Origin of the sequence: Streptomyces sp. NPDC058284 (assembly GCF_042881135.1) — a bacterium.
GTDB lineage: Bacteria > Actinomycetota > Actinomycetes > Streptomycetales > Streptomycetaceae > Streptomyces.
The window spans coordinates 143157-163914 of record NZ_JBHVYE010000009.1; the positions used below are offsets into that span (position 1 = coordinate 143157).

The 20758-nt window shown below is 72.3% G+C and carries 20 protein-coding genes; 18 read left to right on the forward strand and 2 right to left on the reverse strand.

Going from position 1 to position 20758, the window contains the following annotated elements:
- Positions 1-12 precede the first annotated feature (12 nt).
- The 15 genes from ACFVYR_RS15415 to ACFVYR_RS15485 all read left to right on the forward strand — a co-directional run bounded on the left by ACFVYR_RS15415 (position 13) and on the right by ACFVYR_RS15485 (position 16249).
- A complete protein-coding gene (locus tag ACFVYR_RS15415; RefSeq protein ID WP_384260186.1) occupies positions 13-1086 on the forward strand; it encodes a nitronate monooxygenase in 1074 nt (357 codons plus the stop codon).
- A complete protein-coding gene (locus ACFVYR_RS15420; protein WP_384260183.1) occupies positions 1083-1847 on the forward strand; it encodes a 16S rRNA (uracil(1498)-N(3))-methyltransferase in 765 nt (254 codons plus the stop codon). The genes ACFVYR_RS15415 and ACFVYR_RS15420 overlap by 4 nt, the downstream gene beginning before the upstream one ends.
- A gap of 20 nt (positions 1848-1867) precedes the next feature.
- Positions 1868-2260 carry a VOC family protein gene (locus ACFVYR_RS15425; RefSeq protein ID WP_384260181.1) on the forward strand — a complete coding sequence of 131 codons (393 nt, stop codon included), beginning with the start codon at positions 1868-1870 and terminating at the stop codon, positions 2258-2260.
- A 102-nt stretch (positions 2261-2362) separates the two neighbouring features.
- Positions 2363-2968 (forward strand): hypothetical protein, encoded by a 606-nt coding sequence (locus ACFVYR_RS15430; RefSeq protein WP_384260179.1) that lies wholly within the window; start codon positions 2363-2365, stop codon positions 2966-2968.
- Between the two features lie 81 nt (positions 2969-3049).
- Positions 3050-6277, forward strand: coding sequence for a S41 family peptidase (locus ACFVYR_RS15435; RefSeq protein ID WP_384260175.1), 3228 nt, complete (start codon positions 3050-3052; stop codon positions 6275-6277).
- Positions 6278-6351: 74 nt separating this feature from the next.
- Positions 6352-6705: a histidine triad nucleotide-binding protein gene (locus ACFVYR_RS15440; protein WP_384260173.1), complete on the forward strand. Its 354-nt coding sequence runs from the start codon at positions 6352-6354 to the stop codon at positions 6703-6705.
- 15 nt (positions 6706-6720) lie between these two features.
- Positions 6721-7626, forward strand: coding sequence for a ribonuclease Z (locus tag ACFVYR_RS15445; RefSeq protein WP_384260170.1), 906 nt, complete (start codon positions 6721-6723; stop codon positions 7624-7626).
- Between the two features lie 72 nt (positions 7627-7698).
- Positions 7699-8700 (forward strand): adenosine deaminase, encoded by a 1002-nt coding sequence (locus ACFVYR_RS15450; protein WP_384260167.1) that lies wholly within the window; start codon positions 7699-7701, stop codon positions 8698-8700.
- Between the two features lie 149 nt (positions 8701-8849).
- A complete protein-coding gene (locus ACFVYR_RS15455; protein ID WP_384260164.1) occupies positions 8850-10040 on the forward strand; it encodes a macrolide family glycosyltransferase in 1191 nt (396 codons plus the stop codon).
- Between the two features lie 179 nt (positions 10041-10219).
- Complete coding sequence (locus ACFVYR_RS15460) at positions 10220-11533, forward strand: glucarate dehydratase family protein (RefSeq protein ID WP_384260161.1); 1314 nt, start codon at positions 10220-10222, stop codon at positions 11531-11533.
- 167 nt (positions 11534-11700) lie between these two features.
- Positions 11701-12804 (forward strand): carbohydrate kinase family protein, encoded by a 1104-nt coding sequence (locus ACFVYR_RS15465; RefSeq protein WP_384260158.1) that lies wholly within the window; start codon positions 11701-11703, stop codon positions 12802-12804.
- A gap of 256 nt (positions 12805-13060) precedes the next feature.
- Complete coding sequence (locus ACFVYR_RS15470) at positions 13061-14077, forward strand: PhoH family protein (RefSeq protein ID WP_384260155.1); 1017 nt, start codon at positions 13061-13063, stop codon at positions 14075-14077.
- Positions 14078-14089: 12 nt separating this feature from the next.
- Positions 14090-14584, forward strand: a complete 495-nt coding sequence (gene ybeY / locus ACFVYR_RS15475) for an rRNA maturation RNase YbeY (RefSeq protein WP_384260153.1) — start codon at positions 14090-14092, stop codon at positions 14582-14584.
- A gap of 4 nt (positions 14585-14588) precedes the next feature.
- On the forward strand, positions 14589-15896 hold the full coding sequence (locus ACFVYR_RS15480) for a hemolysin family protein (protein WP_384260151.1): 1308 nt from the start codon (positions 14589-14591) through the stop codon (positions 15894-15896).
- Complete coding sequence (locus tag ACFVYR_RS15485; RefSeq protein WP_384260148.1) at positions 15893-16249, forward strand: MmcQ/YjbR family DNA-binding protein; 357 nt, start codon at positions 15893-15895, stop codon at positions 16247-16249. Before ACFVYR_RS15480 ends, ACFVYR_RS15485 begins: the two co-directional genes overlap by 4 nt.
- A gap of 204 nt (positions 16250-16453) precedes the next feature.
- On the opposite strand, the gene ACFVYR_RS15490 is transcribed toward ACFVYR_RS15485, so the two are convergent.
- Positions 16454-16585 carry a hypothetical protein gene (locus tag ACFVYR_RS15490; protein ID WP_384260146.1) on the reverse strand — a complete coding sequence of 44 codons (132 nt, stop codon included), beginning with the start codon at positions 16583-16585 and terminating at the stop codon, positions 16454-16456.
- Positions 16586-17007: 422 nt separating this feature from the next.
- Between ACFVYR_RS15490 and ACFVYR_RS15495 the strand changes: the two genes are divergently transcribed.
- A complete protein-coding gene (locus ACFVYR_RS15495) occupies positions 17008-17907 on the forward strand; it encodes a helix-turn-helix domain-containing protein (RefSeq protein WP_384260144.1) in 900 nt (299 codons plus the stop codon).
- 154 nt (positions 17908-18061) lie between these two features.
- On the forward strand, positions 18062-18274 hold the full coding sequence (locus ACFVYR_RS15500) for a DUF397 domain-containing protein (protein ID WP_384260141.1): 213 nt from the start codon (positions 18062-18064) through the stop codon (positions 18272-18274).
- Between the two features lie 37 nt (positions 18275-18311).
- Here ACFVYR_RS15500 and ACFVYR_RS15505 read toward each other — a convergent pair whose 3' ends face one another.
- Positions 18312-19739: an MFS transporter gene (locus tag ACFVYR_RS15505; protein ID WP_389611909.1), complete on the reverse strand. Its 1428-nt coding sequence runs from the start codon at positions 19737-19739 to the stop codon at positions 18312-18314.
- Positions 19740-19830: 91 nt separating this feature from the next.
- On the opposite strand from ACFVYR_RS15505, the gene ACFVYR_RS15510 reads away from it, so the two are divergent.
- Complete coding sequence (locus tag ACFVYR_RS15510) at positions 19831-20742, forward strand: helix-turn-helix transcriptional regulator (protein ID WP_384255149.1); 912 nt, start codon at positions 19831-19833, stop codon at positions 20740-20742.
- Positions 20743-20758 lie beyond the last annotated feature (16 nt).

Below are 20758 nucleotides of genomic sequence, written 5' to 3' on the forward strand. Positions count from 1 at the left end.
CACGATGCGTGCATGTCCTCTGCGCTGACCGATCTCTGCCGCCACCCGATCGTGCAGGCCCCCATGGCGGGCGGCGCCTCAGGGCCGCAGTTGGCCGGGGCTGTCGCCGAGGCCGGTGGGCTCGGATTCCTCGCCGCCGGGTACAAGACGGCCGACGGGATGTACCAGGAGATCAAACAGGTGCGGGGGCTGACCTCGCGGCCCTTCGGCGTCAACCTCTTCATGCCGCAGCCCGAGTACGCCGACGCGGCCGCCGTCGAGGTCTACCGCAACCAGCTCGCGGGCGAGGCGACCTGGTACGAGACGGAACTCGGCGACCCGGACAGCGGCCGCGACGACGGCTACGACGCCAAGCTCGCGATCCTCCTCGACGACCCGGTGCCGCTCGTCTCCTTCACCTTCGGCTGTCCGACCCGCGACGTCCTGGACGCCTTCGCGCGCGTCGGCACGCTGACCGTCGTCACCGTCACCACGGCCGAGGAGGCCCAGACCGCCCAGTGGGCCGGCGCCGACGCCGTGTGCGTCCAGGGCGTCGAGGCGGGCGGCCACCAGGGGACGCACAAGGACAACCCCGAGGCGGACGGCGCGGGGATCGGGCTGCTCTCGCTGATCACGCAGGTGCGCGAGACCGCGCAGATTCCGCTGATCGCCGCCGGTGGGCTTATGCGGGGCGCGCAGATCGCCGCGGTCCTCGCGGCCGGCGCGGAGGCGGCACAGCTCGGCACCGCGTTCCTCGTCACCCCCGAGTCGGGCGCGAACCCCCTGCACAAGCAGGCCATGACCAATCCGCTGTTCGTACGCACCGAGCTGACCCGGGCGTTCTCCGGGCGCCCCGCGCGCGGCCTCGTCAACCGCTTCATGCGGGAGCACGGCCCGTACGCCCCCGCCGCCTACCCGCAGGTCCACCACCTCACGAGCGGGCTGCGCAAGGCCGCGGCGAAGGCCGGTGACGCGCAGGCCATGGCGCTCTGGGCCGGGCAGGGCCACCGGCTCGCCCGGGAGCTGCCCGCGGAGCAGCTCGTGGAGGTCCTCGTCGCGGAACTGGCCGAGGCGAAGGACGCGCTGTCGGCGGGAGGCGCCGCGTGACCGCCCCCGTCTTCGTCGTCGAGGACTTCACCGAGGACCTCACCGGGGGCTTCACCGCGGGCGGCGGTGGACGCTTCGTCCTGGACGGGCCCGAGGGGCGGCACGCCGTCTCCGTGAAGCGGCTGCGCGCCGGTGAGGCCGTCGTCCTGACGGACGGCGCCGGACGGTGGGCGCGGGGCGTGGTGCGCGACACCGAGGGCAAGGACCGGCTGGTCCTCGACCTGGCAGCCGTGACCGAGGAGCCCGAGGAGACGCCCCGGATCACCGTCGTGCAGGCCCTGCCCAAGGGCGACCGCGGCGAACTGGCCGTGGAGACCATGACGGAGACCGGCGTCGACGCCGTCGTCCCGTGGGCCGCCGCGCGCTGCATCACGCAGTGGAAGGGCGACCGCGGGCTCAAGGCGCTGGCCAAGTGGCGGGCCACCGCGCGCGAGGCGGGCAAGCAGTCGCGCCGCGTCCGCTTCCCCGAGATCGCCGACGCCGCGTCCACCAAGCAGGTCGCCGCCCTCCTCGCGGACGCCGACTTCGCGGCCGTCCTGCACGAGGAGGGCAGTGAGCCGCTGGCCGCGGCGGACCTCCCGGCGACCGGCCGCATCGTGCTGGTGGTCGGGCCCGAAGGCGGCGTCTCGCCCGACGAACTGGCGGCCTTCGCGGCGGCCGGCGCGAAACCGTACCGGCTGGGGCGCACTGTGTTGCGTACATCGACGGCCGGAACCGCGGCGACCGCCCTGCTTCTCGGCCGCACCGGCCGCTGGCTCTGACGAACCCTCTGGAGGCTGTCTTGGAACTCGCTCAAGTCCGGCTGCTCGTCACGGACTTCACCGCCTGCTACCGCTTCTACGGCGAGGTCCTCGGCCTCAAGCCCCAGTCGGGCGCCGAGGAAGGACCGTACGAGAAGTTCAGCCCGGCCGCCGGTTCCGCGGGCATCGCGCTGCAGGACCGCGCGATGATGGCAGGGTTGCTGGGTGAGCTGGCCGATTCGGTGACCGGCCACCGTTCGCTGGTGGTGCTGCGGGTCGACGACCTGGACGCGTACTGCGCGGAGATCACCGGACGCGGGGCCGTCCTCGTCCACGGCCCCGCGCCGTTCACCGACCGGATGCGCGTCGCCCATCTCAAGGACCCCGAGGGCAACGTCGTGGAGTTGCAGGAGTGGCTGCTGCTGCGCGGCTGACGCAAGAGGTCGGGCGCGGCGGCCCAGGGCCCGTGGGCGGGCGGGAACGGATGGCCGCAAGCGGTCTATCGCACCGGGGCACGCGGTGGCACTCTGCCGCCCATGGGGGCATTGAGGCGGTTACGCGGCCGGGGTGCGGCGACCCGGCGTTCGGCTTTCCTGTACGCCGTCGGGCTCGCGGGCGCCGCCGCGCTCGGCGTCACCGCGTGCGATCCGGTCAACGGGGACATGAACTCCTCCGCGGTCGCACTCACCACCGACGAGCTGGGCACCAGGGCGCTGGAGCGGCAGCACACCGGTGTGGCGTGGCTCAGCTGCACCGCCCGCTTCGCCGACAAGGCCACGTCCCGCGGCAGGACCGCGCGGGACGACAGCATGGTGAAGGTCGACTGCCAGGGCGAGACCGACGGCGGCAAGGACATCTCCATCAAGGGCGAGGTGCGCTCCGTCGTCGACGGGGACTGCGTACGCGGCAACCTCACCGCCAAGGTGGACGGCAAGCAGCGGTTCCGCGTCGACGTGCTGGGCAACTGCTCGTCGGGCGGCGGCGGGGGCGGCGGCGGGCATCCGACTTCCCGGCCGACCTTCTCCCACCACCCGCCGCCCTCCCACGAACAGCCCCGCCCCGCACCCACCACCACCGTCACCGTGACCGTCACCGCGGACCCGCCCGCCCGGCCGACCTGCGAGTGCGTCCCGGGCAAATGACCCGGCGGCCCGGACGGCGGTACCCGGCCAAGTGATCCAAACCGGTGTCGGGCCGCCCGGCGCGTCCCTAGGCTGGTCGACGTGACAGAGGCAGCGCGCTCCGCGTATCTACGGTTCCCGCACATCCACGGCGAGTTGACCACCTTCACGGCCGAGGACGACGTCTGGATCGCGCCCCTCGACGGGGGACGCGCCTGGCGGGTCAGCGCCGACGACATGCCCGTGAACCACCCCCGGATCTCCCCGGACGGCACGACCGTCGCCTGGACCTCCACCCGCGACGGAGCCCCCGAGGTGCACGTCGCGCCCCTCGACGGCGGTCCCGCCGAGCGCCTCACGTACTGGGGGAGCGCGAAGACCGCCGTGCGCGGCTGGACCCCCGACGGGCGGGTCCTCGCGGTCAGTTCGGCGGGACAGGCCTCGCTGCGCCGCACCTGGGCGCGGGCCGTGCCGCTCGACGGCGGCCCCGCCGACACCCTCCCGTACGGCATCGTCGGCGACGTCGCGTACGGCCCCGAGGGGCAGATCCTGTTGCTCTCCGCCCCGATGGGCCGCGAGGCCGCCTGGTGGAAGCGGTACCGCGGCGGCACCGCGGGCAAGCTGTGGATCCGGCGGCCGGGTACGGACGGCGGGACGCCGCCCTTCGCGCGCGTCCACGAGGAGCTCGAAGGGAACATCGAATACCCGCTCTGGGTGGGCGGGCGCATCGCCTTCCTCTGCGACCACGAAGGCGTGGGAGCGCTCTACTCCTCGCTGCCCGACGGCTCCGACCTGCGTGCGCACACCCCGGTCGACGGCTTCTACGCGCGGCACGCCGCCACCGACGGCACGCGTGTCGTCTACGCGTCGGCGGGTGAACTCTGGCTCCTTGACGACCTGTCGGACGCCGAGCCGCGCCGCCTGGACATCCGCCTCGGCGGACAGCGCACCGACCTGCAGCCGCATCCCGTCTCCGCGGCCCGCTGGTTCGGCGCCGCCGCGCCCGACCACACCGGACGCGGCAGCGCCCTCTCCGTGCGCGGCTCCGTCCACTGGGTGACGCACCGCGAAGGCCCCGCCCGCGCGCTCGCCGCCGAGCACGGGGTACGCGCCCGGCTGCCCCGCACCTTCCGCGTGCAGGGCGAGGAGCACGTCGTCTGGGTCACCGACGCCGAAGGCGACGAGGCGCTCGAATTCGCCCCCGCCACCGGCACCGCGCCCGGCGCCACGCCCCGCAGGCTCGCCGCCGGACAGCTCGGCCGGGTCCTCGGGCTCGCCATGGCGCCCGACGGCTCCCGCGCCGCCGTCGCCTCGCACGACGGCCGGGTGCTCCTCGTCGAACGGGAGAGCGGCGAGGTCCGCGAGGTCGACCGCGGCGAGTACGGCGAGGCCACCGGGCTCGTCTTCTCGCCCGACTCGGCATGGCTCGCCTGGTCGCATCCGGGACCGCGGCCGCTGCGCAGGCTCCGGCTCGCCAACACCGCCGACCTGTCGGTGTCCGACGCGACACCGCTGCGCTTTCGCGACTACGCGCCCGCGTTCACCCTCGACGGCAAGCACCTCGCGTTCCTCTCCGCCCGCGCCTTCGACCCGGTCTACGACGAACACGTCTTCGACCTCGCGTTCGTCGGCGGCTCCCGCCCGTACCTGATCACCCTGGCCGCGGCCACGTCCTCGCCCTTCGGCCCGCAGCGGCACGGCAGGCCCTTCGAGACGCAGGACGGCGCGGGCGCCGAGACGCCCGACAGCGAGGGCGCGCCCGTCACCCGCATCGACTTCGACGGACTCGCCGACCGCATCGTGCCCTTCCCCGTCGAGGCCGCCCGCTACACCACGCTGCGGGCCGCCAAGGACGGCCTGCTCTGGCTGCGCCACCCGGTGCGCGGCGTACTCGGCGCCTCCCGCGCCACCCCGCACGATCCCGACCCGAAGACCGCCCTCGAGCGGTACGACCTCGCGCGCCACCGCGTCGAGGAGCTGGCCGCGGACGCCGACCACTTCGCGGTCACCGGCGACGGCAGGCGGGTCCTGCTGTGGACCGACGGCAAGCTGAAGGTCGTCCCCAGTGACCGGCGCGCCTCCGGCGACGAGGACAGCGACACCAACATCACCGTCGACCTCTCCCGGGTCCACCACACCGTCGACCCGGCCGCCGAATGGCGCCAGATGTACGACGAGACGGGCCGCCTCATGCGGGACAACTTCTGGCGCCCCGACATGGGCGGCGTCGACTGGGACGCCGTCCTCGAGCGTTACCGCCCGGTCCTCGCCCGCGTCGCCACCCACGACGACCTCGTCGACCTGCTGTGGGAGGTGCACGGCGAGCTCGGCACGTCCCACGCGTACGTCATACCGGGCGGCTCCGGCGGCGCGCCCCGGCAAGGGCTCCTCGGCGCGGACCTCTCGCGCGGCGAGGACGGCCTGTGGCGCATCGACCGGATCCTCCCCTCGGAGACCTCCGACCCCTCCGCGCGCTCGCCGCTCGCCGCGCCCGGCGTCGCCGTCCGCCCCGGCGACGCGGTCATCGAGGTGAACGGCAGGCCCGTCGACCCGGTCGCGGGCCCGGGACCGCTCCTTGTCGGCACCGCGGACAAACCCGTCGAGCTGACGGTGTCGCCGTCCGGCGGCGGCGATCCGCGGCACGCCGTGGTACTCCCCGTCGACGACGAGGAGCCGCTGCGCTACCACGCCTGGGTCGCCGACCGGAGGGCGTACGTCCACGAGCGCTCGGGCGGTCGCCTCGGCTACCTCCACGTGCCCGACATGCAGGCGCCCGGCTGGGCGCAGATCCACCGCGACCTGCGGATCGAGGTGGCCCGCGAGGGCCTGGTCGTGGACGTCAGGGAGAACCGCGGTGGGCACACCTCGCAGCTCGTCGTGGAGAAGCTGGCGCGCCGCGTCGTCGGCTGGGACGTGCCCCGGGGCTCGCGCCCCTTCAGCTACCCCGCGGACGCGCCGCGCGGCCCCGTCGTCGCCGTCGCCAACGAGTTCTCCGGTTCCGACGGCGACATCGTCAACGCCGCCATCAGGGCGCTCGGCATCGGACCCGTGGTGGGCACGCGCACCTGGGGCGGTGTCATCGGCATCGACAGCCGCTACCACCTGGTCGACGGGACGCTGGTGACGCAGCCGAAGTACGCGTTCTGGCTGGAGGGCGAGGGGTGGGGCGTCGAGAACCACGGGGTCGAGCCGGACGTGGAGGTCGTCACCACCCCGGACGACCACGCGGCGGGCCGCGACCCGCAGTTGGACGAGGCGGTCCGCCTCGCCCTCGCCGCGCTCGCGGAGCACCCGGCGAAGGCGGCGCCGGACCTGCCGGGCGCACGGTGACCTCGTCCCGGTCCTTCGGCGCGGGGCCGATAGCATGCCGAGCGTACTGATCGTTCCGTTCCAGGAGGCGGCCCATGGCGGGCGAAGCGCGAAGCGACTGTCTGTTCTGCAAGATCGTCGCGGGGGAGGTGCCGGCGACCGTCGTGCGCGAGAGCGAGACGACCGTGGCCTTCCGCGACATCAACCCGCAGGCGCCGACCCACGTCCTGGTGATCCCCAAGGTCCACCACCCGGACGCCGCGTCGCTGGCGGCCGCCGAGCCGCAGATCGCCGCGGACGTGCTGCGCGAGGCGGGCGAGGTCGCCGCCCAGGAAGGCGCCGACAGCCACCGCATCGTCTTCAACACCGGAACCGGCGCGGGCCAGACCGTCTTCCACGCGCACGCGCACGTCCTGGGCGGCCGCGGCCTCCAGTGGCCCCCCGGATAGCGGAGCCGACGCCTCTTGTCCGTACGTGAACTGGTGGTGCTCGGCACCGCCAGCCAGGTCCCCACCCGGCACCGCAACCACAACGGCTACGTCCTGCTCTGGGACGGCCAGGGCATCATGTTCGACCCCGGCGAGGGCACGCAGCGGCAGCTGCTGCGCGCCGGGGTCGCCGCCCACGACCTGCACCGGATCTGTGTGACGCACTTCCACGGCGACCACTCCCTCGGCCTCGCCGGGGTGATCCAGCGCATCAACCTCGACCGGGTCCCGCACCCCGTCACCGCCCACTACCCGGCGTCGGGGCAGCGCTTCTTCGACCGCCTGCGGTACGCGACGGCCTACCGCGAGACCGTGGCGCTCGGCGAGGCGCCGGTCGCCGCCGACGGGCCGCTCGCCGTCACCCCGGCGTACACCCTCGACGCGATGAAGCTCTCCCACCCGGTGGAGTCCTACGGCTACCGCGTCACCGAACCCGACGGCCGCCGCATGCTGCCCCGGCTGCTCGCCGAGCACGGCATCAAGGGCCCCGACGTCGGACGGCTCCAGAAGGAGGGCAGCCTCGGCGGCGTCACCCTCGACGAGGTCAGCGAGGTGCGGCGCGGGCAGCGGTTCGCCTTCGTCATGGACACCCGGCTCTGCGACGGCGTGCACGCGCTCGCCGAGGGCTGCGACATGCTCGTCATCGAGTCGACCTTCCTCGACGAGGACGAGCGACTCGCCACCGACCACGGGCATCTGACCGCAGGTCAGGCCGCGCGGGTCGCCGTCGACGCGGGCGTGCGCCATCTCGTGCTCACGCACTTCAGCCAGCGCTACCCCGATCCGTCCGCCTACGAGCGGCAGGCGCGCGCCGCCGGCTTCGACGGTGAACTCACCGTCGCCCGCGACCTGACCCGCGTCCCCCTCCCCAGACGGACCTGAACCACCGGCCGAACCACCCACCGGCCGAACCACCCTCCCCTCGAACCGAACCGAACTGAGCGAGACCGCACCATGCCGATCCCCAAGGCCGAACTCCACCTCCACATCGAAGGCACCCTCGAACCCGAGCTCGCCTTCGCGCTCGCCGCGCGGAACGGCGTCGAACTGCCCTACGCCGACACCGAAGAGCTCCGCAAGGCCTACCTCTTCGACGACCTCCAGACGTTCCTGGGCCTCTACTACAGCCTGATGGCCGTGCTGCGCACCGAGGCCGACTTCGAAGAGCTCGCGGAGGCCTATCTCGCCCGCGCCGCCGAGCAGGGCGTGCGCCACGCGGAGATCTTCTTCGACCCGCAGGCGCACACCGCGCGCGGCGTCCTCATCGCCACCGTCATCGAGGGCCTCTCCCGCGCCCTTGACCGCAGCGAGGAGCGGCACGGCGTCTCCACGCGGCTCATCATGTGCTTCCTGCGCGACGAGTCCGCCGAATCCGCCCTCCAGACCCTGGCGGACGCCGAGCCCCACCTCCACCGGATCATCGGCATCGGCCTGGACTCGGCCGAGGTCGGCCACCCGCCGGCCAAGTTCAAGGAGGTGTACGAGGCCGCCGCCGCCCGCGGTCTGCGCCTCGTCGCCCACGCGGGCGAGGAGGGCCCGCCCGCGTACATCACCGAGGCCCTGGACGTCCTGGGCGTCGAGCGCATCGACCACGGGCTGCGCTGCATGGAGGACCCGGCCCTCGTGGAGCGCCTGGTCCGCGACCGCGTGCCGCTCACGCTCTGCCCGCTCTCCAACGTCCGGCTGCGCGCCATCGACGTACTGGAGGAGCACCCGCTGGCGCGGATGCTCGAGGCCGGTTTGCTGTGCACCGTCAACTCCGACGACCCCGCCTACTTCGGCGGGTACGTCGACGACACCTTCCACGCCGTACGCGAAGCCCTCGGGCTCGACCAGGAGCGGCTGCGCACGCTCGCCCGGAACTCCTTCGAGGCGTCCTTCCTCGACCGCGACGAGGCCGACGAGGCGCTGAGGGCGCGCTACATCGCCGAGGTCGAGGCTTATTCGTTCGACTGAGGCCCGGCGACGGGTTACCGTCCTGCCCATGGACACCATCGCGCAGATCTACGGCTGACACGGCTCCCTGGCCCCGCCCGCCCCTTTCCGGGGCCGCGGCGGTGGGCCGCCGTGTCCAATTCCGTAGCTCTCTGTACGAAGGAACTCCCATGTCATCCCGACGTCCTGCCCGTCGCCGCGCCCACATCGCCATGGTCGGCGTCCCGATGGTCAGCCATGTGCTGCCCGGCCTCGAGGTCATCCGTGAGCTGGTGGCGCGCGGCCACCGCGTGACGTACGCCAACGACCCGGCCACCGCGGGGCTGATCGAGCCCACCGGCGCCGAACTCGTCGCGTACGAGTCGACGCTCCCGTTCCGCGACAACATCTGGCCCGAGGACCCGATCGAGGCCAGCGGGCTCTTCCTCGGCGAGGCGGCGGCGGTGCTCCCGCAGCTCCACGCCGCCTACGACGACGACCCCGCCGACCTCTACTTGTACGACATCGGCGCGTACGTCGCCCGTGCGCTCGCCGAGGCGCAGGGCCGGCCGCTCGTGCAGCTCTCGCCCACCTTCGTGGCCTGGGGCAGCTACCAGGAGGACGTCGGCGCGGTCCTCGCGCAACTGCCGGGCGCGGACGCGCTGGAGGCCCGGTTCAAGGAGTGGCTCGCCGGGAGCGGGGCCACCACGCTGGACGTCGCGGAGTTCTCCGGCGTGCCGCCGCGGGCCGTCGCCACCATCCCGCGGGCCATGCAGCCGCACGCCGACACGGTCGACGCCGAACGGATCGACTTCGTCGGGCCCTGCCTCGGCGAGCGTGCGCGGCGGGAGAGCTGGGCACGGCCCGAGGGCGTGGAGAAGGTGCTCCTGGTCTCGCTCGGCTCGGCGTACACCGTGCAGCCGGAGTTCTACCGGCAGTGCGTGGCCGCCTTCGGGGACCTGCCCGGCTGGCACGTGGTCCTCCAGATCGGCAAGCACGTGGACCCCGCGGAGCTGGGTGAGGATCTCCCGGCGAACGTCGAAGTCCGCTCGTGGGTGGCGCAGTTGGCGGTCCTGGAGCAGGCCGACGCGTTCGTCACGCATGCGGGGATGGGGAGCAGTTCGGAGGGGCTCTTCTGCGGCGTGCCGATGATCGCGGTGCCGCAGGGGGCCGAGCAGCCGATGAACGCGGACCGGCTCGTGGAGCTCGGTGTGGCACGCCGCGTCGATACGGAGGCCGCGACCGGGGACGTCCTGCGGTCGGCCCTGCTCGGCCTCGTGGCGGACCCTGATGTCGCCCGCAGGTGTGCCGAGTTGAAGGCGGAGGTCCGTGCGGAGGGCGGGGCTCGGCGGGCGGCCGACCTGATCGAGTCGGAGCTTTAGCGCTCCGCTGGGGGCGGGTGGGGAGCTGCGGGTCGGCTGTGGCTGGTCGCGCAGTTCCCCGCGCCCCTTCGCGGAGTTTCCCGCGCCCCTTCGGGGAGTTCCCCGCGCCCCTTGTCCTGCGCCGTTCCCCACCCCTGGCCGTTGACTCCGGCTCGTTCGTCTATCTACTCTCCGTTCTCATGTATGGACAGCGAAGTGGCGGTCTCGTCATCACCGATGTACGGCTCACTCCCGTTCTCGTTGCCGATCCGCCGCTGCTCAATACTCAGGGGGTCCATCAGCCCTACACGCCACGGCTGATCATCGAGGTGGTCACGCGGGGTGGGGTGAGCGGGATCGGGGAGACCTACGGGGACGGGAAGTACCTGGAGGTGGCGCGGCCCCTCGCCGAGCGGCTCGTGGGGCGGGAGGTCTCCGACCTGAACGGACTGTTCACACTTGTGGACGACGTGGGCGTCGACGCCGCGCGGGTCGACGACTCCCTGGACGTCGGCGGGCTGCGCGGCGTGCAGAGCGCCGAGAAGTTGCGGCTCTCCGTCGTCTCCGGGTTCGAGGTGGCCTGTCTGGACGCGCTCGGCAAGGCGCTCGGGCTGCCCGTGCACGCGCTGCTCGGCGGCAAGGTGCGCGACGCCGTGGAGTACAGCGCGTACCTCTTCTACAAATGGGCCGAGCACCCCGAGGGCGTCGCGTGCGAGCCGGACGCCGGGTGGGGCGCGGCCCTCGACCCGGCCGGGATCGTCGCGCAGGCCCGGCTCTTCACCGAGCGGTACGGCTTCTCCTCGTTCAAGCTCAAGGGCGGCGTCTTCCCGCCGGACGAGGAGATCGCCGCGATCCGCGCCCTGGCCGGGGCGTTCCCCGGCACGCCGTTGCGGCTCGACCCCAACGGGGCCTGGTCGGTGGCGACTTCGCTGAGGGTCGCGGCCGAGCTCGGGGACGTACTCGAATATCTGGAGGATCCGGCGCTCGGCACGCCCGCGATGGCCGAGGTCGCCGCGGGCACCCGGGTCCCGCTCGCCACGAACATGTGCGTGACGACCTTCGACGAGATACCGGAGGCCTTCGCGAAGAGGGCCGTGCAGGTGGTCCTCTCCGACCACCACTACTGGGGCGGACTGCGGCGCACACGTGAACTGGCCGCGGTCTGCCGGACGTTCGGCGTGAGCGTGTCGATGCACTCCAACACGCACCTGGGGATCAGCCTGGCCGCCATGACGCAGGTGGCGGCGACCGTGCCGGGCCTCGCGCACGCCTGCGACTCGCACTACCCGTGGCAGGCCGAGGACGTGCTGACCTCCCGGCCGCGGTTCGTGGCCGGGAAGGTCGCCGTCACCGACACCCCAGGCCTCGGCGTCGAGCTCGACCGGGCCAGGCTCGCGGCCCTGCACGCGCGCTGGCTGGACGACGGCTTCCGCGCGCTGCGGGAACGGGACGACGCGGCGGCGATGCGGGTGGCCGATCCGGCCTGGACGACACCGGCCGTACCGCGCTGGTAGTCCGGGCGCGGCGCCGCCGCCCGGCGTGCCACACGGAAGCCCCCAAGCCTCCCGCAGGGTCAGGGCCCTTGTGACGGATCTCCGTGGCGTCGCGACGCGCGTGCCGAACGCCGCTCCTTCTCCCACGGAGATCCGTCAGAAGGGCCCTGATCCGTTACGTTGCCTGCATGGTCGTACCACCAAAGCCCACCGTCGACCCGCTGAAGGCGGCCCGCAGAGCCGGTGATCCGGACTGCGACGTCTACCTCACCGGCACGGTCTTCCTCGACATCATCTTCACCGGGCTCGACTCCGCGCCCGTGCGCGGGACCGAGTCCTGGGCGCGCGGCATGGGGTCGAGCCCCGGCGGCGTCGCCAACATGGCGACCGCGCTCGCCCGGCTCGGCCTGCACACCTCGCTCGCCGCGGCCTTCGGCGACGACCACTACGGGGAGTACTGCTGGGACGCCCTCGAACAGGGTGAGGGCATCGACCTCACGCCGTCGCGCACCGTCCCCGGCTGGCACTCGCCGGTGACGGTCTCGATGGCGTACGAGGGCGAGCGGACCATGGTGAGCCACGGCCACGAGCCGCCGCTGGACGCGGCGGCGCCGGACCGGGGCGCCCCTTTCTGCCCGCCACGCGCGCGTGCCGCCGTCGCCTCGCTCACCCCAGGCAGCCGCGCCCCCTGGATCGCGCGGGCCGCGCGGAGCGGCACCCGGATCTTCGCCGACGTCGGATGGGACGACACCGGACGCTGGGACCTCGCGGCCCTGCCCGACCTGCGGCACTGCGAGGCGTTCCTGCCGAACGCCGAGGAGGCGATGCGCTACACGCGCACGTCGTGCCCGCGGGAGGCCGCACGGGCGCTGACCGAGCACGTGCCGCTCGCCGTGGTGACGCTGGGCGCGGAGGGCGCGTACGCGGTGGACCGGCGGACCGGCGAGACCGCGGAGGTCCCGGCCATCGAGGTCGAGGCGCTCGACCCCACCGGGGCCGGGGACGTCTTCGTCGCCGGATTCGTCACGGGGACGCTGGCGGAGTGGCCGCTCGCGGACCGGCTCGCCTTCGCGGGGCTGACGGCGGCCCTCTCGGTCCAGGAGTTCGGCGGGTCCCTCTCGGCGCCGGGATGGGCCGAGGTGGGGGCCTGGTGGAGCCGGGTGCGGGAAGTCGAGGACCAGGATCCGGTGGCGCTGCGGCGGTACGCGTTCCTGGAGAAGCTGCTGCCCGCCGCGACGCGGCCGTGGCCGCTGCGCAGGGCGGTGCCGACCATCGGTTTCCGCTCCCCGTAGAGGAGCACCGGCCGTCCGGCCGGCCGGTTTCGCCGGTGCGTGCCGGGCGTCCTGGCGCAGGCGGGGGCGCGGGGACGGGCTCCGAGCTGGCCGTGGGGAAGATCCGCCGCCCCGTGGTGGTTCAGGTCGTATGCGACGGGCGCGACGAAAAGGCCTACGGCCGGGACGGCGGCGCGTCGTACTCTTGGCAGTGCAAGGCTGTCGAGCGGCCACAAGCCCCGCACGAGGAGGATGAGCAGGCCTTCAGAGCCGGCCCATGACTCAGACACCCACGACTCACACCGACGCGCAGGACCAGGCCCGAGCCCACTTCACCGTCCCCGCCAGCCATCCCATGGTGACGGTCCTCGGCTCCGGCGACGCCCTGCTGCGGGTGATCGAGAAGGCCTTCCCGGCGGCCGACATCCATGTCCGGGGCAATGAGATCAGCGCCGTGGGGGATGCCCACGAAGTCGCCCTGATCCAGCGCTTGTTCGACCAGATGATGCTGGTGCTCCGCACCGGTCAGCCGATGACGGAGGACGCAGTGGAACGCTCGATCGCCATGCTGAGGGCGGACGAGAACGGCACGGGCTCGCCGGAGACCCCCGCCGAGGTCCTCACGCAGAACATCCTCTCCTCCCGCGGCCGCACCATCCGCCCCAAGACGCTGAACCAGAAGCGGTACGTCGACGCGATCGACAAGCACACCATCGTCTTCGGGATCGGCCCCGCCGGTACGGGCAAGACCTACCTCGCCATGGCCAAGGCCGTGCAGGCACTCCAGTCCAAGCAGGTCAACCGCATCATCCTGACCCGGCCCGCGGTCGAGGCCGGCGAGCGGCTCGGCTTCCTGCCCGGCACGCTCTACGAGAAGATCGACCCGTACCTGCGCCCGCTCTACGACGCCCTGCACGACATGCTCGACCCCGACTCCATCCCCCGGCTGATGGCCGCGGGCACGATCGAGGTCGCCCCGCTGGCGTACATGCGCGGCAGGACGCTGAACGACGCGTTCATCATCCTCGACGAGGCGCAGAACACCAGCGCCGAGCAGATGAAGATGTTCCTCACCCGCCTCGGCTTCGACTCCAAGATCGTCATCACTGGTGACGTCACCCAGGTCGACCTGCCGGGCGGCACCAAGAGCGGCCTGCGCGAGGTGCAGCGGATCCTGGACGGCGTCGAGGACATCCACTTCTCCCGGCTCACGTCGCACGATGTCGTCCGGCACAAGCTGGTCGGCCGTATCGTCGACGCGTACGAGAAGCACGACAGCCGCGACGGGAAGTAGACCAGCAGCACCATGTCGATCGACGTCAACAACGAATCCGGAACCGAGGTCGACGAGCAGGCGATCCTCGACATCGCCCGTTACGCCCTCGCGCGGATGCGCATCCACCCGCTCTCCGAGCTCTCGGTGATCGTCGTGGACGGCGACGCCATGGAGCAGCTGCACATGCAGTGGATGGACCTGCCCGGCCCGACGGACGTCATGTCCTTCCCGATGGACGAGCTGCGGCCGCCCATGAAGGACGACGAGCCCCCGCAGGGGCTTCTCGGGGACATCGTGCTCTGCCCCGAGGTCGCCGCCCAGCAGGGCAAGGACGCCCCGACGCAGCACTCCATGGACGAGGAGCTCCAGCTCCTCACCGTCCACGGAGTGCTGCACCTGCTCGGCTATGACCACGAGGAGCCGGACGAGAAGGCCGAGATGTTCTCCCTGCAGGCCGCGATCGTCGACGGCTGGCGTGCGGAGAAGGGCCTGACCGGGCCGTCCCCCGCGCCCACGGTCTCGTAGCGCCATGAGCCCTCAGCTGATCGCCGGCGCCGTCGCCCTCGTGGTCGTCGCCTGGCTCGCCGCGTGCGCCGAGGCGGGCATCGCGCGGGTCTCCAGCTTCCGCGCGGAGGAGGCCGCCCGCTCCGGGCGCCGCGGCAGCGCGAAGCTCGCGCAGGTCGCCGCGGACCCGACCCGCTATCTCAATGTGGCGCTGCTCGTGCGGGTGGCGTGCGAGATGGCGGCGTCGGCCCTGGTGACGTACGCCTGCCTGAAGGAGTTCGACGCGACCTGGCAGGCGCTCGCGGTCGCCATCGGCGTGATGGTCCTCGTCAGCTACGTCGCCGTGGGCGTCTCCCCGCGCACCATCGGCCGCCAGCACCCGCTGAACACGGCGACCGCCGCGGCGTACGTCCTGCTGCCGCTGGCCCGCGTCATGGGCCCGATCCCGCCCCTGCTGATCCTCATCGGCAACGCGCTCACGCCCGGCAAGGGCTTCAGGCGCGGCCCTTTCGCCTCCGAGGCCGAGCTGCGCGCGATGGTCGACCTGGCCGAGAAGGAGTCCCTCATCGAGGACGAGGAGCGGCGCATGGTCCACTCCGTCTTCGAGCTCGGGGACACGCTCGTACGGGAGGTCATGGTGCCCCGCACCGACCTGATCGCCATCGAGCGCTTCAAGACCATCCGCCAGGCGCTCACCCTCGCGCTGCGCTCCGGCTTCTCGCGGATCCCTGTGACGGGGGAGAGCGAGGACGACGTCGTCGGCATGGTGTACCTGAAGGACCTGGCCCGCAAGACGCACATCAACCGCGACGCCGAGTCCGAGCTCGTGTCGACGGCGATGCGCCCCGCGACCTTCGTGCCCGACACGAAGAACGCGGGCGACCTGCTGCGCGAGATGCAGCAGGAGCGCAACCACGTGGCCGTCGTCATCGACGAGTACGGCGGCACGGCCGGCATCGTGACGATCGAGGACATCCTTGAGGAGATCGTCGGTGAGATCACCGACGAGTACGACCGTGAGCTGCCGCCGGTCGAGGAGCTCGCCGACGGCTGCTACCGCGTCACGGCGCGCCTGGACATCGGCGACCTGGGCGAGCTCTTCGGGTTCGACGAGTTCGACGACGAGGACGTGGAGACGGTGGGCGGGCTGCTCGCCAAGCGGCTCGGCCGCGTCCCGATCGCGGGCGCCTCGGCGGCCGTGCCGCTGCCCGACGGGCGGGAGCTGAAGCTCACCGCGGAGTCCGCGGCGGGGCGCCGCAACCGGATCATGACCGTGCTCGTGGAGCCCGTCGCCGCCGACGGCGAGGAGCAGAGGGCGGGGGAGTCCGGGTGACGCCCGAGGCGCTGCGGGCGTTCTGCCTGTCCTTCAACGGCGTGGTGGAGGAGTTCCCCTTCAACCCGGAGACCTCGGTCTTCAAGGTGGCGGGGAAGGTGTTCGCGCTCACGGCCCTCGACGCGCGTCCGCTCACCGTCAACCTCAAGTGTGAGCCGGACATCGCCGTGCGGCTGCGGGCCGCCCATCCCGAGATCGTGCCGGGCTGGCACATGAACAAGCGCCACTGGAACACGGTCTCGGTCGCCGCGGGGCTCCCCGACCGGCAGGTCAGGGAGCTCATCGAGGATTCGTACGACCTGGTGGTGGCCGGGCTGCCACGGGCGGAGCGGCTGCGCCTCGACCGCCCCTGAGGGGCGTGCGCGAGCCGGGGTGCACCGTGCAGAGTGTCCCAACAGGCCCTCGCCATCGGGGACATGGGGCGGCAGAATGGAGCGGGAGGCGGATCCGAAACGCTCCCACTCCGGGCTGCCGGCCAAGGGAACTCGGAGTGGAAACGTCGTGCGATGGCGTCCGCCGCAGCTGGTCCCGGCCTGGAGGCCGGGACCAGTCTCCGTTCACACGTGGGGCAGTACCCACCTGTCGATGATCTCCTGGACCATGATCAGAAGGCTCACCCACGGGGCCGACAGTGCGACCCGGTCGGTCCACGTGCGGATGGTGCGACGCCCGTCCGGCTTCTCGGCCATCGGGCTGTTCTCCTCCCTGGTTCCACGCGAGTCGTGGATACCGCGGCGAGCCACGAACGGGTGGCGCCAGGAAGGGCGAACCAGCGGTGGCCGACACTCGACGGAGTGAGGCCGGACCCTGCCGGTGCTGTTCCCAACCTCCTTGCGGTGATGGTCAGTTGAGCAGGCTACCCTCTGCCGTATCGTAGCCTGCAGGATGCGACATGGGTAGTACTGTCGGGCACGTTGCTCATCGAGGGCTCGCCAAGTGCGATATAGCTATCCGGCAACTGTCGATCCCGGGCCGTCGCTCCGGTTGCGCACCCACGGGGTTCGGGGTCTCCTGGGCAGTGGCGTGAACTGTCGTCCCGAAAGGTCTCGATGAGTAAGCTGCTAGTCTGCTATGTTGCACCTCGCACCATCCGGTCGGAGGTGAAGCCATCATGAGCGCGCCAAGTGCGGCACTTCAGCGGCTGAGGCTGCGCACAGAGCTCCGGAAGGCGCGGACCGCCGCGCATCTCACGCAGCGCCAGGTCGCCGCGAAGATGGAGTGGAGCCCCTCCAAACTGATCCGGATCGAGGCCGGCGAGGTCGGCGTCTCGGTCAATGACCTGCGGCCGCTCCTGGAGGCGTACGGGATCCGGGACCGCCGCAAGATCGAGGAGCTGCTCGACCTCGCGCGGGGCAGCCGGAAGATGCCGTACACGGAGTACCGCGACCTGTACAGCAAGGAGTTCCTGCAGTTCCTCGCCCTCGAGTCGTCGGCGTCGATCGTCCGGGCGTACAACTCCCTGCAAGTGCCGGGGCCGTTGCAGACCGAGGAGTACGGCCGCGCCATCATGCGGGCGTACGACAAGGGCATCGCCGACGAGATGATCGAGCGGGCCGTCGAGGTGCGGCTCTCCCGCCAGGAGATGCTGACGTCCGGCGATCGCGAGGTGTTCTACATCCTCGACGAGGCGGTCCTGCGCCGCCAGATCGGCGGACGCGGCGTCATGCGCGCCCAGTTGGAGCGGCTCGCGGAACTGGCGGCCCTGCCGAAGTTCACCATCCAGATCCTGCCGTTCAGCGTCGGCGGGCACCCCGGGGTCCAGGGGCCCTTCACGCTCTTCGAGTTCGAGGCGGACGAGATGCCGGACTCGCTCTACCTGGAGAACCCGCGGGGCGATTCCTACAGCACCAGCGCGCCCGAGGAGAGCGGGCGTTATCTGGAGAGGTTCTGGGAGCTGGAGGACCTCGCCGTCAAGGAGCGCACCGTGGACATCCTCAGGGCTCTGGCGGTCAGGGCCGAGGAGGGCGCCGACGATCTGGAGAGGCTCCTGCCGCCCGCCGAGGCTGCCTGACGCCCCATCAACCCCGCTTGCATCACAGGACCTTGGCGCATTTCGAGTCGTTCGGAAGTGTATGACGCGCCGTTATCCTGGAAGAGGTGCTACGTCCCTGTGCACCAGCCGTGCTGGGCCGGCTGGCCTTCCGCACCCGGGGTGGAGGAGAAGCGTGGTCAGCACGTGGGGATGGCGCAAGAGCAGTGCGAGCGGGGCGTCCAACGACGACTGCGTGGAGATCGCCTGGACCGGCGGGACGGTCCTGATCCGTGACTCGGCGCGCCCCCGGGGCGCGGTCGTCGCGGTGGGCCCGGACACCTGGGAGGCGTTCCTCTCCTCCCTGGCCCGGCCTTCGGTGCGTGATGTGACGTCGGCCCGCCCCTGACCGGGCCGGGCCGACGTCACGCGAGGACTCGGCGGGCTCAACCGCGCTTGCGTCCGCCGAGTCCGGCCGCCACCGCGGCCGCCGTCGCGAGGACCACCGCCGCGTCGATCAGGAGGACCGTCCGCGTGCCCGCCAGCAGGTCCGGGCCCGTCGTCGAGAGGACACCGAGCAGCGGGATGCCGATCGTGATGCCCACCTGCTGGGTGGAGGTGACCAGGCCGGTCGCCAGGCCCTGCTCCTCGTCGGGGACGCCCGAGGTGACGGTCACGCCGTACGAGACGATCGCGCCCAGGTGGAACATGCTCGCCAGCGACACCGCGGCCGTGGCGAGCCACACCGACCAGCCGCTCTCCCCGATACCCAGCAGCGCGAGCCCGAACAGGCCCTGGCCGCACAGCGAGACGACCAGCGTGCGGCGCGCGCCGAAGCGGCCGATGACCTTCGGCGCGTAGGACCCCGCGACCACCGAGACGACGCCCTGCACGCCGAAGACGAGGCCGGCCCTGAGCGCGGAGAGGTGCAGGATCTCCTGCAGGTAGAGGGTGAGCACGAAGACGACCGTCGACATCATCGAGAACGTGACCAGACCGCCGAGGTTGCCCCACGCCACCGTGCGGCGGCGCAGCATCGGCAGCGAGACGAGGGGCGCGGCGGCGCGTGACTCGACGTACCCGAAGGCCGCGAGCAGCAGCACGCCCGCCACCAGGGTGACGACGACGTCCGCGCCGCCGAAGCCGCGCTCGGCCGCCGTGGAGAGCGCGTAGATCAGGGAGAGCAGGCCGCCGGTGACCGTCACGGCCCCCGGGATGTCCAGGCGCGGGCGGTCCGGGGTGCGGGACTCGGGCAGCAGTCCGGGCGCCAGCGGCAGCACGATCAGCGCGAAGAGGGTCAGCAGGCCCATCGTGGAGCGCCAGCCGAGGGTGTCGGTCAGTACGCCGCCGAGCACCATGCCGACCGTGAAGCCGAGCGAGAGCAGCGTGCCGGAGATGCCGAGCGCCCGGTCGCGCTGCGGGCCCTCGGGGAACGTGGTCGTCAGGAGCGACATGCCGGTCGGCACGATCGCCGCCGCGCCGACCCCTTGCAGGGCACGCCCGGCCAGGAACGACGCCGGGTCCCACGCGAAGGTGGCGAGCAGCGAGGCCAGGCCGAAGAGGGCGAGGCCCGCGAGGAACAGCTTGCGGCGCCCGAAGAGGTCGCCGGCCCTGCCGAAGAGCAGCAGGAAGCCGCCCGAGGGCAGCGCGAAGGCGGTCACCGCCCACTGCAGCGCGGACTGGCTCATGCCGAGGTCGGCGCCGAGCACGGGCAGCGCCACGTTCAGCACGGAGAAGTCGAGCGCGACCATGAACTGCGCGGCGCAGAGCACGAAGAGGACGAGCTTGTCGCGGGAGGAGAGCCTGGGGTTCTGCGGTCGCGGCGCCGGTGGGGCGGCCTGGGCGGATGGGGCGGTGGTGGTGTCGATCGCCATGGTCAAGAGCTTGCGGTGGCCGGAATAGTCGTGGGGAGCGGGAACTTATGCTGGTGGTCGGAACACCAGTCAGTGCTTGGGGGAGCGCCATATGGCAACGGCAGCAGCAGCGGGTGCGGAGTCGGACACCGGCGCATCCAAGGCGCATCGGCTCGGGGAGCTGCGGGAGTTCCTGATGAGCCGTCGCGCGCGGGTCAGCCCCGCGGAGGCCGGGCTTCCGGACGGCGGTGGCCGTCGTCGTACGCCCGGTCTGCGCCGCGAGGAGGTCGCCGTGCTCGCCGGGGTCGGGGCGTCCTGGTACCAGTGGCTGGAGCAGGGCCGGGACATCTCCGTCTCGCCGCAGGTCCTGGACTCCGTGGCGCGGGTCCTGAAGCTGAGCAGCGCGGAGCGGCGCCATCTGTACGTCCTGTCCGGGCTCAACCCGCCCGCGCCCGAGGTCGCGCAGACCGACCGGGGCATGTGCCAAGGGCTGAACCGGCTCATCGACGCGTGGCTGCCGTACCCGGCGCACATCATGGACGCGTACTGGAACTGCGTCATGTACAACGACGCGGCCGCTTCGGTGCTCGGCATGCGCTCGGAGACCTCCGAGAACTGCCTGCTCAGCTTCTTCACCGACGCCATCTACCGCGCCCGCGCGAAGAGTTGGGAGCGGAACGCCCCGCAGGTCGTGGCCATGTACCGGGCCGCGTGCTCGGAGCACCCCCAGGACGACGGCTTCGCCGCGGTGATCGCCGGGGCGAAGTCGGTCAGCGCGGAGTTCACGGAGCTGTGGGAACGGCGGGACATCCTGCCCGGCGGGCAGCTCGCCAAGGAGATCGAGCACCCCGTGGTGGGCGCGCTGAACCTGGAGTCGACGCAGCTGAAGGTGCCTGCCAGGCCCGACCTCACGATCGTGCTGCACACGCCGCTGCCGGACGCCGAGGTGGACACGGCGGGGAAGCTGGCGTGGCTCGCCTCGCCCGAGGGGCGCCGGGGATCGATCCATCCGGTGGCGATGTAGCGGTGCGTGCTCCGTA

Excerpts from the sequence above, each read along its gene's own strand:
- ACFVYR_RS15460 (WP_384260161.1), top strand. The coding sequence starts at position 10,220 with ATGTATGGACAGCGAAGTGGCGGTCTCGTCATCACCGATGTACGGCTC.
- ACFVYR_RS15455 (WP_384260164.1), top strand. The coding sequence starts at position 8,850 with ATGTCATCCCGACGTCCTGCCCGTCGCCGCGCCCACATCGCCATGGTC.
- ACFVYR_RS15510 (WP_384255149.1), top strand. The coding sequence starts at position 19,831 with ATGGCAACGGCAGCAGCAGCGGGTGCGGAGTCGGACACCGGCGCATCC.
- ACFVYR_RS15470 (WP_384260155.1), top strand. The coding sequence starts at position 13,061 with ATGACTCAGACACCCACGACTCACACCGACGCGCAGGACCAGGCCCGA.
- ACFVYR_RS15430 (WP_384260179.1), top strand. The coding sequence starts at position 2,363 with ATGGGGGCATTGAGGCGGTTACGCGGCCGGGGTGCGGCGACCCGGCGT.
- ACFVYR_RS15495 (WP_384260144.1), top strand. The coding sequence starts at position 17,008 with ATGAGCGCGCCAAGTGCGGCACTTCAGCGGCTGAGGCTGCGCACAGAG.
- ybeY (WP_384260153.1), top strand. The coding sequence starts at position 14,090 with ATGTCGATCGACGTCAACAACGAATCCGGAACCGAGGTCGACGAGCAG.
- ACFVYR_RS15440 (WP_384260173.1), top strand. The coding sequence starts at position 6,352 with ATGGCGGGCGAAGCGCGAAGCGACTGTCTGTTCTGCAAGATCGTCGCG.
- ACFVYR_RS15415 (WP_384260186.1), top strand. The coding sequence starts at position 13 with ATGTCCTCTGCGCTGACCGATCTCTGCCGCCACCCGATCGTGCAGGCC.
- ACFVYR_RS15465 (WP_384260158.1), top strand. The coding sequence starts at position 11,701 with ATGGTCGTACCACCAAAGCCCACCGTCGACCCGCTGAAGGCGGCCCGC.
- ACFVYR_RS15450 (WP_384260167.1), top strand. The coding sequence starts at position 7,699 with ATGCCGATCCCCAAGGCCGAACTCCACCTCCACATCGAAGGCACCCTC.
- ACFVYR_RS15480 (WP_384260151.1), top strand. The coding sequence starts at position 14,589 with ATGAGCCCTCAGCTGATCGCCGGCGCCGTCGCCCTCGTGGTCGTCGCC.
- ACFVYR_RS15505 (WP_389611909.1), bottom strand. The coding sequence starts at position 19,739 with ATGGCGATCGACACCACCACCGCCCCATCCGCCCAGGCCGCCCCACCG.
- ACFVYR_RS15490 (WP_384260146.1), bottom strand. The coding sequence starts at position 16,585 with ATGGCCGAGAAGCCGGACGGGCGTCGCACCATCCGCACGTGGACCGAC.